Annotated in this window: 13 protein-coding genes; 6 read left to right on the top strand and 7 right to left on the bottom strand. The window is 73.0% G+C overall.

Features of this window, described 5'->3' with window-relative positions:
- Positions 1-55 precede the first annotated feature (55 nt).
- On the top strand, positions 56-343 hold the full coding sequence (locus ABFT23_RS02885; RefSeq protein WP_347892440.1) for a putative quinol monooxygenase: 288 nt from the start codon (positions 56-58) through the stop codon (positions 341-343).
- A 21-nt stretch (positions 344-364) separates the two neighbouring features.
- Here ABFT23_RS02885 and ABFT23_RS02880 read toward each other — a convergent pair whose 3' ends face one another.
- Positions 365-1333 (bottom strand): YihY/virulence factor BrkB family protein, encoded by a 969-nt coding sequence (locus tag ABFT23_RS02880; protein WP_347892439.1) that lies wholly within the window; start codon positions 1331-1333, stop codon positions 365-367.
- 134 nt (positions 1334-1467) lie between these two features.
- On the opposite strand from ABFT23_RS02880, the gene ABFT23_RS02875 reads away from it, so the two are divergent.
- Complete coding sequence (locus ABFT23_RS02875; protein ID WP_347892438.1) at positions 1468-2949, top strand: MFS transporter; 1482 nt, start codon at positions 1468-1470, stop codon at positions 2947-2949.
- 150 nt (positions 2950-3099) lie between these two features.
- Here the strand turns inward: ABFT23_RS02875 and ABFT23_RS02870 are convergent, their stop codons facing one another.
- Together ABFT23_RS02870 and ABFT23_RS02865 are read right to left on the bottom strand one after the other, a co-directional pair.
- Positions 3100-4074 carry an NADPH:quinone oxidoreductase family protein gene (locus tag ABFT23_RS02870; protein ID WP_347892437.1) on the bottom strand — a complete coding sequence of 325 codons (975 nt, stop codon included), beginning with the start codon at positions 4072-4074 and terminating at the stop codon, positions 3100-3102.
- Positions 4075-4108: 34 nt separating this feature from the next.
- Positions 4109-4270 carry a hypothetical protein gene (locus ABFT23_RS02865; protein WP_347892436.1) on the bottom strand — a complete coding sequence of 54 codons (162 nt, stop codon included), beginning with the start codon at positions 4268-4270 and terminating at the stop codon, positions 4109-4111.
- A gap of 58 nt (positions 4271-4328) precedes the next feature.
- Between ABFT23_RS02865 and ABFT23_RS02860 the strand changes: the two genes are divergently transcribed.
- The 4 genes from ABFT23_RS02860 (at position 4329) to ABFT23_RS02845 (ending at position 7467) form a co-directional block, all read left to right on the top strand.
- The gene (locus ABFT23_RS02860) at positions 4329-5165 is read left to right on the top strand and encodes an alpha/beta hydrolase (protein WP_347892435.1); all 837 of its coding nucleotides are present in this window, start codon (positions 4329-4331) and stop codon (positions 5163-5165) included.
- Between the two features lie 66 nt (positions 5166-5231).
- A complete protein-coding gene (locus ABFT23_RS02855) occupies positions 5232-6500 on the top strand; it encodes an SGNH/GDSL hydrolase family protein (protein ID WP_347892434.1) in 1269 nt (422 codons plus the stop codon).
- Positions 6497-7102, top strand: coding sequence for a TetR/AcrR family transcriptional regulator (locus ABFT23_RS02850; RefSeq protein WP_347892432.1), 606 nt, complete (start codon positions 6497-6499; stop codon positions 7100-7102). The genes ABFT23_RS02855 and ABFT23_RS02850 overlap by 4 nt, the downstream gene beginning before the upstream one ends.
- Positions 7099-7467: a thiol-disulfide oxidoreductase DCC family protein gene (locus ABFT23_RS02845; protein ID WP_347892430.1), complete on the top strand. Its 369-nt coding sequence runs from the start codon at positions 7099-7101 to the stop codon at positions 7465-7467. The genes ABFT23_RS02850 and ABFT23_RS02845 overlap by 4 nt, the downstream gene beginning before the upstream one ends.
- Positions 7468-7567: 100 nt before the next feature.
- Here the strand turns inward: ABFT23_RS02845 and ABFT23_RS02840 are convergent, their stop codons facing one another.
- From ABFT23_RS02840 to ABFT23_RS02825, 4 genes are all read right to left on the bottom strand, one after another.
- On the bottom strand, positions 7568-8785 hold the full coding sequence (locus ABFT23_RS02840) for a M15 family metallopeptidase (protein ID WP_347892428.1): 1218 nt from the start codon (positions 8783-8785) through the stop codon (positions 7568-7570).
- Positions 8786-8825: 40 nt separating this feature from the next.
- On the bottom strand, positions 8826-9395 hold the full coding sequence (locus ABFT23_RS02835) for a TetR/AcrR family transcriptional regulator (protein ID WP_347892427.1): 570 nt from the start codon (positions 9393-9395) through the stop codon (positions 8826-8828).
- A gap of 51 nt (positions 9396-9446) precedes the next feature.
- A complete protein-coding gene (locus tag ABFT23_RS02830) occupies positions 9447-10880 on the bottom strand; it encodes a fatty acid desaturase (RefSeq protein ID WP_347892425.1) in 1434 nt (477 codons plus the stop codon).
- Between the two features lie 91 nt (positions 10881-10971).
- Entirely contained in the window at positions 10972-12597 is a 1626-nt protein-coding gene (locus ABFT23_RS02825; protein ID WP_347892424.1) for a vWA domain-containing protein, read from the bottom strand.
- Positions 12598-12685 lie beyond the last annotated feature (88 nt).

The following is a 12685-nucleotide window of genomic DNA, read 5'->3' as shown; positions in this document are numbered from 1 at the left end:
GACACTACCTGCGCTGCGGGTGCCGCTCCCGGCCGCTGAGGCCTACAGTCCGGTCATGACCCTGACCGTCGTCGCCACCATCCCGCTCGATGCCGCACGCGCCGCCGAGGCGGCCCCCGCCCTGGCCGAGCTGGCGGCCGCCTCGCGCGCCGACCAGGGGTGCCTGCGCTACGACGTCTACGCCTCGACCTCGGTGCCGGGCACCTTCGTCACGGTCGAGGAGTGGGAGTCGCAGGACGACCTCGACGCCCACATGGGCCAGCCGCACGTCGCGCGGGCGTTCGAGGTGGCCGGTCCCCTGCTCGTCGGCGAGGTCGTGATCCACCCGCTCGCCGACCTCTGACCCCTTCGGCCGTCGGGCGGCTCAGTCGTCGACGACGGTGTGGTGCGGTCGCCCCGGGTCGTCGTCGGCCGGCTCGGGCTGCTGGGCGCGCAGCGCCTCGAGCTGGGCGCACACGGCGACGCCGAGGAACAGCGCGATGGCCGACAGCAGGCTCCACACGAGGAGCGCGACGATGCCGGCGAGAGGGCCGTAGGTGCTGCCGAACGCGCCGCTGAGGTTGACGTAGGCGGCCAGGCCCGCGGCCGAGACCATGCTGAGCGCCACCGAGACGACGGCGCCGAGCGCCAGCCACGACAGCGCCGGTTGGCGTCGTCGCGGCGCGTGGTCGAGCAGCACGGCGATCGTGGTGACCAGCAGCAGCAGGCCGGCCGGCCAGCGCAGCACCTCCCAGGCGGTGTGGGCGCCGTCCGACCAGCCGTACTCGGAGACCATGGCGTCGCCGAAGGCGCCGCCGGCCACGAGCAGGGTGAAGCCGACCCCCACGGGGACGGCGAGCACGGCGGTGAGCACGGCGGCCCGGCCGTACTTCGCGAGCGCGGGGCGGTCGCGGCGGATGCCGTAGATGCGGTTGCTGCCGCGCTCGACCTGGGCCATCGCCGTCGTCATCGAGACGATCGCGAGGAGCAGGCCGAGGACGAGGGCCACCTCGCCGGCCGACTCCGACCCGCCGGACGCCGCGCCCGCCAGCGCGTCGCCGTCCGAGCCGGGCGAGACGGCGTGCACGGTGAGCGCGACCACCGTCGCCCAGCGCGCGTCGTCGACGTCGGCGGCGAGGCCCGTGGTCGCGAGCAGGAAGGGCACGACGCCGAGGCAGGTCTGCAGGGCCAGGGCGCGGCTGTTGGTGAAGCCGTCGCCGTAGCGGAAGCGCACGAACGAGCCGAGCAGCACGGTGCGGAGCCCGTGCCGGCGCAGCAGGTGCCAGGCGTCCTCGGCGTCGAGCTCGTCGCCGTCCATCTCGGTGGTGACGGGCACCAGGCGGGCGGTGGTCATCCGGACAGCATGACCGCCCCCCGCGCCGGAGCCGCGGCGGGCGGTGAAACCGCGGTGAAGCCGCCGTGAAAGCGGCGGTTCCTAGCGTCCCTCCCGTCGTCCGGCTCGCGGACGCCGTCCGAGAGGAGGTCGCCATGACCGACACCGCCACCACGCCCGACGCGCCCACCGTGTCGTCCGCGTCCCGCACCTACACCTCGCTCCGCGCCGCCTGGATCCCGCTCGCCGCGCTCTGCCTCGCCTTCTTCGTCGAGATGGTCGACAACACGCTGCTCTCGATCGCGCTGCCGACGATCGGCCGCGACCTCGGCAGCGGCACGACAGCCCTGCAGTGGGTGACCGGCGCCTACTCCCTGACCTTCGGCGGCCTGCTGCTGACGGCCGGCTCGATCGCCGACCGTTTCGGACGACGCCGTGTCTTGTTGGTCGGGCTCGTCGCGTTCGGGCTCACCAGCCTGCTCGTCGTCGCGGTCACCAGTGCGGGCGAGCTGATCGCGTTGCGCGCCGCTCTCGGCGTCGCCGCCGCCGCGATGGCCCCGATCACCAACGCGCTCGTCTTCCGCCTCTTCGACGACCAGGCCCTGCGCATGCGGGCCATGACGCTGATGATCATCGTCGGCATGTCGGGCTTCGTGCTCGGCCCGGTGCTCGGCGGCACCGCACTCGCGCACGTGCGCTGGGAGTGGCTGCTCGTCGTCAACGCACCCATCGCGCTCCTGGCGTTCGTCGGCGTCCGGCTCGGCGTCCCGGCCGACCACCCCGACGACCTGACCTCCGACCGCCTCGACCTGCCCGGCGCCCTGCTCAGCATCGCCACCATCGGGCTCGGCTGCTGGTCGCTGACCAGCGGCGTCGAGCACGGGTGGGGCTCGGTGCTGACCGTCGGCGCGATCGTCGGCGCGGTGCTCGCCGCCGTCGCGTTCGTCGCGCACGAGCGCCGGACGGCGTCGCCGATGCTCGACCTGTCGCTGTTCTCGAACGGCACCGTGCGCGGCGCGGCGATCGCCCAGGTCGGCACCTCGATCGCCATGGCCTCGGTGCTGTTCGGCCTGATCCTGCACTTCCAGCTCGCCTACGGCTGGAGCCCCGTGCGGGCCGGCCTCGCGAACCTGCCGATCATCGTGACGATGGTGCTGGCGACGCCGCTCTCGGAGTCGCTCGCCACCCGCTTCGGCCACCGCGTCGCCTGCCTCGTCGGTGCCGCGTTCCTCGGCGGCTCCCTCGCGGGCCTCGCCTGGGGCGTCGAGCACGGCTACCTCGCGATCGCGGTCTCGATGGTCGCGATGACGATCGGCCTGCGCACCGTGATGACGATCTGCGCCATCGCTCTCGTCGACGCCATGCCCGCCAACCGCACCTCGATCGGCACCGCCCTCAACGACACCGCGCAGGAGGTCGGCACCAGCATCGGCACCGCCGTCGTCGGCACGATGATCGCCGTCCTGGTGACCACGACGCTGCCCGAGGGCGCCTGGTCGTCGTCGCTCGTGCAGTCGTTCTTCCACGGCGAGCGGATCACCTACGCCGTGCTCGCCGTCGTCGTCGGCGCCATCGCCACCCTCGGCGCTCTCACGCTCACCGACTCGCGCTCGACCGACGAGCACCCGGTCGCGTGACCGCCCCGGGGCGGGGAACACCCGGTGCACCGGGTGTTCCTGACGTTCCCAGGCGTTGCAACCCCTGAGAGGCGGGCGCAGTCCCTGGGAGCGTGCCGACCTCCGGTGTCTCTCTATGGCTTTGTCGACATGACGACAACGTGCTCGGCGTCAGTCCCGCACCCGCACCACGGACTTGCCGAGCGTGCGCCGCTCGTCCATGTCGACGAGCGCCTGGCCGAAGCCCTCGAGCTCGTAGACCTTGCCGACCGTGGGCTTCACGTGGCCGGCCTCGATCATCGGCACCAACCGGGTCCACTGCTCGCCCATGTAGTCGGGGCGGACCATCGCGAAGGCGCCCCAGCCGACCCCGCGGACGTCGGTGTTGTTGAGCAGCAGGCGGTTGACCTTGACCTCGGGGATGCCGGTGCCGGAGGCGAAGCCGAGCACCAGCAGGCGGCCCTGGGTCGAGAGCGAGCGGAGCGAGTCGGTGAAGGCGTCGCCGCCCACGATGTCGGCGACGACGTCGACGCCGGCTCCCCCGGTGAGCTCCTGGACGGCGTCCTTGAACCCGTCGAGCAGGACGACGTGGTCGGCGCCGGCCGTCGTGGCGGTAGCGCGCTTGGCGTCGGTCGAGACGACGCCGATCACCCGGGCGCCCATGCCCTTGGCGACCTGGATGGTGGCGGTGCCGAGACCGCCCGCGGCGCCGTGCACGAGCACGGTCTCGCCCTCGCGCAGGCCACCCCGCTCGTAGAGCGCGAATTCGGCGGTCAGGTAGTTCATCGGAAGTGCGGCGCCCTCGTCGAACGAGGTCGCGTCGGGCAGGGCGAAGGTCCAGGCGGCCGGGACCGCCACCCACTCCTGGGCGCCGCCCCAGCCACCGCAGGCCGCCACCCGCTGGCCCGGCGCGAAGCCGGACGCCTCGGGAGCCGAGACGACGGTGCCGGCGACGTCGACGCCGAGGCTGAACGGCGTCTCGGGCTTCATCTGGTACTGCCCGCGGCTGAGCAGCAGGTCGGGGAAGCTGACCCCGACCCGGTGGACCTCGACGAGCACGTCGCCGGGGCCCGGCTCCGGCTCGGGGACGTCGGTGACGACGACGTCGGTGGGTCCGGTGGTGGTCACGACCTGGGCTGCACGCATGGTGCCAACGTAGAGCCCCGGGCGCCGGGCGGGCTCAGCCGTAGTAGTTGACGGCCATCACGATGCAGACGATCGCCATCGCGACGAGGGCCAGCACGCCCACGGCGGCGGCCGCGAGACCGAGGTAGCCGATGACGTCGGCGCCGAGCTGGCCGTCGTCGTCCTCGGGCGGGGTCTGCTGGTACGGGCTGCTCACCCGCTCCATGGTGCCACCCGGGCCCATCCGCCCGGTGCGCGCCTCCGAACCACGCAGCGTGCGGATCACCGACCGGCTCAGCGCGATGACGATGCACGCCACCGCACGGTTCACCGTGCGCTACGGCGCCGACCTGCGGTTCGCCGGGCGCGACCTGCCCCGTCCGCGCCAGCGCCGCGATCGCACCCGGCACGGGGTCGTCACCTCCTACGAGTACGGCGAGCCCGGCGCTCCGGCGCTGGTGCACCTGCACGGCGGCGCGTGGTTGATGCGCTACCCGCAGATGGACGACTGGTGGTGCCGCTACGTCGCCGCGACCGCCGGGGTGCGCGTGGTCAACGTCGACTTCCGCACCGGTCCCTACGTGGCCTATCCCGTCGCGCAGCACCAGGCGCACGACGTCGCCGAGGCGGTGGCGGCGGAGGGGCCGGTGGCGGTCGGCGGGTTCTCCAGCGGGGGCGGACTGGCGGCGTCGGTGTGCCTGCAGGCGCGCGACCTCGGCTCGTTCGCGCCCCGGCTGCAGGTGCTCGGCGTGCCTGCGCTCGACCTCGCCTCCGACCTGCCCGCCGGGTCCGGGATGATCTCGCCGTCGTTGCGGGCGCTCGTGCGTCGCGTCTACTTCCCCGACCCGGCCACCCGCTCCGATCCCTACGCCTCGCCGGTGCTCGCCCCCGACCTGTCCGGCCTGCCCCCGGCCGTGGTGATGACGGCCGAGCGCGACACCCTGCGCCGCGACGGCGACACCTACGCCGCACGGCTGCGCGAGGCCGGCGTCGACGTCGTCCACGACGTGACACCGGGGGTCGACCACTACTTCCTCACCGAGGACCCGGCCCGCGCCCGGCGCACGATGGCGATGGTCGCCGACCACGTGCGGCGGCGGCTGACCGCTTGAGGCGTTGACGTGCCGCCTCCCGAGGAGCAGAGTGCGAACAACTGTTCGCGTTTCTCGGGAGGAATCATGAACGTCGTCCGTCGCGCGCTCGCGCTGGCCCTGGGTGTCACGGCACTCACCGCAGTCACCACGGTGGCCCAGCCGCCACCGTCGTCGGCGGAGCTGCCACCCACCGCGGTCGCGCTCGGCGACTCGTTCATCAGCGGCGAGGGCGCCGGCGACTACGGCGCCGTCACCGACCAGTCCGGGGTCACCCAGGGCTTCCCGGGGTGGGACGCCGACAACGCCAACCCCTACTTCTGCCACCGCTCGCCGAACGCGAGCATCGCCGTCGCCGACCTGCCCGGCATCACCCAGCGGGTCAACCTCGCCTGCAGCGGCGCCCAGCCGCAGGACATGGCGAACGCCTCGAGCGCCCGCGACGGCGGACGCACCGTCGCCGCGCAGCTCGACCAGCTGCGCGAGGTCGCGCAGACCGGCGACATCGACCTCGTGCTGATCGGCCTCGGCTCCAACAACGCCCACTTCACCTTCGGCACCGTCGCCGCCGAGTGCGCCGGACGCTTCGTCGGCGACGGCTACACCGGCTGGTGGGAGGTCTGGATCGACGTGATCAACTGGATCAGCGGCACCGAGCTGGACGAGGACCCCTGCACCGACGCCGACCTGGCGAGCGCCGAGCAGCTCGCCGCCGCCCAGGCCGACACCACCGCCGCACTGCGCCAGGTGCTCGACGTGCTCGACGAGGTCGACGCCGACGGCGAGCACCGCGTCGTCCTGCAGGACTACACCAACCCGTTGCCCGAGGCCTACGCCGCCGACTACCTCGAGGAGGACGGCCGTGACGACGAGCGCGACAAGTACCGCGCGCTCGTCGACGAGCGCTACGCCGCCGGCTGCCCGGCCGACGTCGCCAGCCTCGCCCCCGCGCACCGCTTCAGCCAGAACCTGGGCTCGATGGTCGCCGGGGCCGCGGCCACGCTGCGCGCCGAGCGCCCGGACGTCGACCTGACCTACCTCAGCGTGCAGCACGCCTTCGACGGCGCCCGGCTGTGCGAGAACCCCGGCAGCCCCGCGGGCGCGCTGGCGACCCCGCTACGGGTGATGGACGGCCCGAGCGGCGTGAAGGTCGAGAGCTTCGGGCCGTTCGACAAGCTCGACATCAAGCGCGTCACCGACACCTGCGCCGACTACTACCAGACCTGCCAGGAGTCGTGGCACCCCAGCGCGGCCGGCCATCAGGTGCTCGGCCAGTGCCTCACCCGGGCCTGGACCGGCGCGGCCGCGACGCTCGACTGCCGCCGTCAGGGCGACGGGAGCATCATCGCCTCGTGAGCACCGGCCCAGCCCTGCCCCGGCAGCGCCGGTCGCGCGAGACCTACGAGCGCGTGCTCGACGCGGCCGAGGCCGAGATCGGCGAGCTGGGGCTGGCGGGCGCCGGCACCCGCGGCATCGCCGCCCGCGCCGGGCTGTCGGTCGGCGCGCTCTACCGGTTCTTCCCCGACAAGACGGCGATCGCCGACGCCCTGGCCGAGCGCTACCTGGGCGACCTCATGCCCGCCTACGCCGCGACGGTCGCCGACGTCGCCCCCGGCACCGACGTCGGGGCCGTCGTCGGCGAGCTGGTGCGCTCGGCGTCGGCGCTGCAGCTCAGCCACCCCGGCTACTACCGACTGACCGAGGAGCTGCCGCCCGAGCGCGGCGACTCGCCCGCGCACCGGGTGCGCGAGCAGGTGGTCGACCTGTTCGCCGACGCGTTGCGCTCGGCCGGCGTCACGTCGGTGCCCGACGCCGAGCTGCGGCGCGTCGTGGGGTTCTGCGTCGAGACGGTGCGCCACACGCTCGTGCGGTCCCCGCGGGACGCCGGGCGCGACGCCGTCGTCGACGACCTGGCGCTCATGGTCGCCAGCTACCTGCGTGCCAGACTCGGGGTATGAGCGCGACCGGCACGATCGTCTACGACGCCGACTGCGGCTTCTGCACGTGGTGCGCCGACTGGGTCCGCGCCCGCAGCGACGCCAAGGCCCGTCCGTGGCAGGACCTCGACCTCGACGCCCTCGGCCTCACGGTCGACGACGTCACGACCGCCGCCTACTGGCTCGGCCCCGACGGCCGCGTCGCCCACCGCGGAGCCGGGGCCGCGGCTGCGGCCCTGCGCTCGTGCCGACGGATCTACTGGCGCGTGCTCGGCCGCGTCGTCGGCGCTCGCCTGCTGCGGCCGGTCGCCGCCCGGGTCTACGCGCTCGTCGCGGCCAACCGTCACCGGCTCCCGGGCGGCACCGCGGCGTGCAAGCTCGGCTGAGTGGTCTCGAGGCTCGTCGCCAGCGCTCCTCGCACCTCGACCGGCGTCGGTGTGGCACGGTGATCGAGGTGCGAGCGGAGCGAGCCCCGAGATCTAGTGCCTAGCCCGGCTCCTTGAGCTGCGCCAGCTCGAAGTGCATCGGGTCGGTGAAGGCCCAGTCGCCGCCCCAGGCGAAGCCCCAGTACTTGAAGATCGCGACGACCTCGCGGTTCATCTCGCCGACGGTGCCGCGCTGGTTGCCCGGCACGTTGAGGTCGAGGGCGAGCCCGAACGAGTGGTTGGACAGGTTGGTCGAGCCCGCGATGTAGCGCGGGTAGTAGCACCCGGCGTACTCGCCGACGTTGATCTCCGACTCCAGCCCGCGGGTGACGACCTCGGCGAGCGCCGCCTTGAGCTGCGGCATGAGGTACTTGTTGCAGGTGACCGAGCCGAGGATCGGCACGACCTCGGTGACGATGTGCGAGCTCACCCAGGCCGGGTCGGGCGCGATGCGGCCACCGCCGATCGGGGTGTAGTTGAACACCCCGACGGCGTCGGCGAAGTCGCCGACCAGCACCGCGGTGTCGAAGGCGTCGGGGTCGAGGCCGAAGCGGGCGACGGCGTCGAGGTTCTGGACGGCGGCGTCCTGGCCGACGAGCTCGGTGATCGGCTCCTTCAGCGTCTCGGGCGCGGTCTGCCCCGTCGTGATCAGCAGGGCGTTGTCGGGCACCATGCCGAGCGCCTCGCCCCGCAGGCGGTTGACGACCAGGTCGATCTTCTCGGGCTGGTCGCTGTAGGAGCCGACGTGCACGGTGCCGCCCTCGACGTCGGGGCTGAGGGTCAGGTAGCCCTGCTCGTCGACGGGCAGCCTCTTCATCAGCCTGGACGACGCCGCCACCTCACCGGCCGCGACCCGCTTCCACGCGTCGGGCAGCTCCTGGCCGGGCACGAACAGGCGGTAGGCGGCCGGGTCGACGGCCGCGAGGTTGTAGACCTTGTTCTCGAGCGCCACGTTGGCCAGCGAGATCGTCGTGACGTTGACGACGCCGTCGAGCTCGCGGACCTGCTCGACGAGGTCGGGGTCGAGCGTCGTCTTGCCGGAGACCAGGATGTCGGCCACGCCGATCGGCTCGGTGCGCTTGCCCGGCGCCTCGACGGCGTAGGCCGGGTCGAGCCCCGCCTGCGTCGGGCCGCCGGCCGGCGACGTGGCCGTGCCGCTCGACGACGGCGCGGCGCTCGGCTCGTCGTCGGTCGCCTCGGGTCCGCCCCCGCACGCCGTCACGACGAGGACGGCGGTCACCGCGGCAGCACCCAGCAGCCGTGACCTCAGCGTCCTCACCCCACGAGGGTAGGTGGGCCCGCCAACGGCTGCGCGGGTATCAGGCCAGCACGCGGTGGGCGATCCAGGCGATGTCGTCGGCCGTGTCGGCGGGCGGTGCACTCGGCTGCATGACGTGGCTGAGCACGACCCGGACGACCATGTCGATGGCGGCGTCGAGACGGCGCTCGTCGAGGGTGAGCCCGTAGGGCACCGTGCGCCCGACGATCACCGACTTGGCGACGACGAGCAACGACTCGGCGTGGGTGGTGAGCAGCGGCAGCAGCTCGGTGTCGGCGCCGTGGGTGGCCGAGACGACGGCGTGCAGCAGGTGGTTGTCCTGGGCGTGCTCGAGCACCGTGCGGGAGGCCGCCCGGATCGCCTCGACGATGTCGGCCGGGTGGTCGTCGAACGCCGCCTCGACGACGACGAGGAACCGCTCGAGCTCGCGCAGGATCATCGCCTCGGCGAGGCCGCTCTTGGTGCCCAGCTCGTTGTAGACGGTCTGGCGGCTGACGCCCGCGCGGTCGGCGAGCTTGGCCATGGTCACCTGCGACCAGCCGACGTCACTGGTCATCCGCACGGCGGCGTCGACGATGCGCTCGCGCGTCGTCGTCGCCGTCCCGCTCATGACGACCAGCGTAGGCACGGCACCTCAGCCGGCGTGCCGGAGGCCGCGCGCCTACGCGGTCTCCTTCTCGACGGCGACGAAGTCGACCTTCTCGCGCACCCCGCAGTCGGGGCAGCACCAGTCGTCGGGGATGTCCGTCCAGGCCGTGCCCGCGGCGAAGCCCTCGAGCTCGTTGCCGGCGTCGACCTCGTAGGTGTAGCCGCAGCCCGGACACCGCGCCGCGAGCACCTCACCGGCGAGCTCGGGCGCGGTGTCGACGGCCTCGTGGACGACGGGCTCGGCCGGCGGGGCGTAGCGGGCGAGGTAGCGGGCCCGCTTGCTCGGGTGCACGTTGGCGAGGGTGACGTCGCCGCCGAAGTGGTCGACGACGCGCTGGTCCATGGCCCGGCGGTAGAGCGGCGGGACCAGGGCGAGCACGATCATGCCGGCATAGCCCGTCGGCAGCACCGGGCTCTCCTCGAAGTCGCGCAGGGTCTGGTAGCGCCGGGTGGGGTTGGCGTGGTGGTCGCTGTGGCGCTGCAGGTGGTAGAGCAGCACGTTGGTGGCGATGTTGTTGGAGTTCCACGAGTGCGACGGGTCGACCCGCTCGTAGCGCTGCCGCTCGCCGACGCCGACCTTCTGGCGCAGCATCCCGTAGTGCTCCATGTAGTTGACGACCTCGAGCAGCGAGAAGCCGATCACCGCCTGCAGCACCAGGTAGGGCAGGACGCCGACCCCGAGCCAGGCGACCATCGCGCCGAACAGCACGGCCGACATGAGCCAGGCGTTGAGGACGTCGTTGCCGAGGTGGAACGGGTGGGTCTTCTTGCGGGCGTAGCGCCTCTTCTCCAGGCGCCAGGCGCTCTTCAGCGAGCCCCAGACCGTGCGCGGCCAGAAGGCGTAGAACGTCTCCCCCAGCCGGGACGACGCGGGGTCCTCCGGCGTGGCGACGCGCACGTGGTGGCCGCGGTTGTGCTCGATGTAGAAGTGGCCGTAGAAGCTCTGCGCCAACGCGATCTTCGACAGCCAGCGCTCGTTGGCCTCGCGCTTGTGGCCGAGCTCGTGGGCGGTGTTGATGCCGATGCCGCCGATGCAGCCGATGGTGATCGCCAGCCCGACCTTGTCGAGCGTGGAGAGCTCACCGGGCCCGAACGGTGCTCCCTCGGCGATCACGTAGAGCGCCGCGAGGAAGCCGAGGTACTGCACCGGCAGGAACAGGTAGGTGATCCACCGGTAGTACCGGTCCTTCTCCAGCGCCTCGATGGCGTCGTCGGGCGGGTTGGAGCGGTCGAGCCCGGCCACGAGGTCGATCGCCGGCACGATGCCGAGGATGACGATCGGGCCGATCCAGAACCACACCCCCCACCCGGTGAGCGCCCAGGCGCCGAAGGCGACGAAGGCCAGCGACGGGACGACGAGCCCGATCAGCCACAGGTAGCGCTTGCCGTCGCGCCATGCCTCGCTCGAGCCCTCGGGCACCGTGCTGTTGCGGATCTGGTCGGTCATCGCTGCCTCCTGCGGCCTCGCTGGTTGACAGAACCGTAGGAGATGTACAGCGGTTTGACAAGAGCCCGCTGTTTGTAAAGTGACCGCGTGGTCAGCCGGCCGCCCGCACCAGCGCGGCCAGGTCGGCCAGGTCGCGTGCGCCGTCCACGTCGCCGAGGGCGGCGATGCGCTCGTCGAGGTCGTCGAGGGTGACCCCACGCTCGGCGAACGGCTCGGCGTCCTTGACCAGCTGGGCGAGGTCGGCGGCCGTTGTGGCGAGCGCGAGGTCGGACGACGGCTCGGCCGCGGGGTCGGCGGCCACGAGGTCGACCTGCGCGTCACGGGGCTCGGCCTCGGCCGACCCCGGTCCGGTCGGGCGCCACAGCACCGAGGCGCGCCCGATCGTCGTCCCCGGCTCGACGCCCTCGGCCAGCCGGACCTCGTAGAGCGCCGTGGCCCGGTGGCCGGAGCCCAGCTCGCCGGCGTCGACGCCGAGGTCGGTGAAGTCCTCGTCGGCGATGTCGCGGTTCTCGTAGCCGATCAGCCGGTACGAGGTGACCAGCTCGTCGTCGAAGGCCACCTGTGCCCGCGCCTCGGCCGCGACCGGCACGAGCGTGGTGGTCAGGTCGGTGCCGAAGAGCCGCTCGGCCTCGGCGAAGTCGTCGACGTAGGCGTAGAAGCCGTCGCCGAGGTCGGCGAGCTGCTCCATGAGGTGGTCGTCGTAGTTGCCCATGCCGAAGCCGACGGTCACGAGGCTGATGCCGTTGCGCCCCTCCTCGGCGATGGTGTCGCTGATCGAGCCCGGGCCGGTGTCGCCGACGTTGGCGACGCCGTCGGAGCACAGGACGACGACGTTGACGGCGTCCGGGTCGAAGGCCTGGCGCGCCTGCTCGTAACCGAGCCGCAGACCGCCCTCGAGGTTGGTGCCGCCGCCGGGCGTGAGCTCGTCGACGGCCCCCATGATCGCGTCGCGGTCGCGCACCTCGGTCGGCTCGAGGATGGGCGCCGCCTGGTCCTCGAAGGAGACCACCGAGACCGTGTCGTCGGGCTCGAGCTCGTCGGCCAGCACCGCCAGCGACGACTGCACCAGGCCCAGCCGGTCGCGCGTGTCCATCGACCCCGACCGGTCGACCACGAGGGTCACGTTCACCCGCGGCCGGTCGTCGGGGTCGACCTCGCGGGCGGCGACGCCGACCCGCACGACCTGGGTGCCGTCGTCCAGCGTCGGGGCGAGGCCCGTCTCGGCCCGCACGGCCAGGTCGGTCTCGGTCGGCGCCTCGTCGTCGTAGGCGAACGAGTTGACCCACTCCTCGGGCCGCACGGCCGCCGCCGGAACGGCGTAGCCGTCGCTCAGCAGCGCCCGGGCGACGCCGATCGACCCGGTGTCGACGTCGAGCGCGAACGTCGACAGCGGGTCCTCGGCGGTCGGCACGAACCCGTTGACGCCCGACTCGACGAAGGTGTTGTCCTCGTCGGGCGCGGGCACGTCGGGCGGCGGTGCGTCGGGCAGCCCCTGCTCGGGTGCCGGCATCGACGGCGCGGCGTTCGGCATCGATCCCGCCGCGGAGTCCTGCTGCGACTCCTCGTAGGACTCGTAGTAGTCCCGGGCGCCGGAGTCGCTGCTCTCGCTGCCGGCGTCGTCCGAGCCGCTGCAGGCGGACAGCGCCAGGGTGGTGGCGACGGCCAGCGCCGCCAACGTGGTGGTCGTGCTCGTGGTGGTGCTGCGTCGTGTGGTCATGCGGGCTCGGACGACGCCGTCCGGGCCCGGGTTCCTGGTCGGCCGGTCACGAGTGCGTCACGAACCGGTCACGAGCCGCACGTGACAC

This window comes from Nocardioides secundeburneus, from assembly GCF_039939255.1.
Classification (GTDB): domain Bacteria; phylum Actinomycetota; class Actinomycetes; order Propionibacteriales; family Nocardioidaceae; genus Nocardioides.
This window is presented reverse-complemented; position numbering and strand designations above follow the sequence as displayed.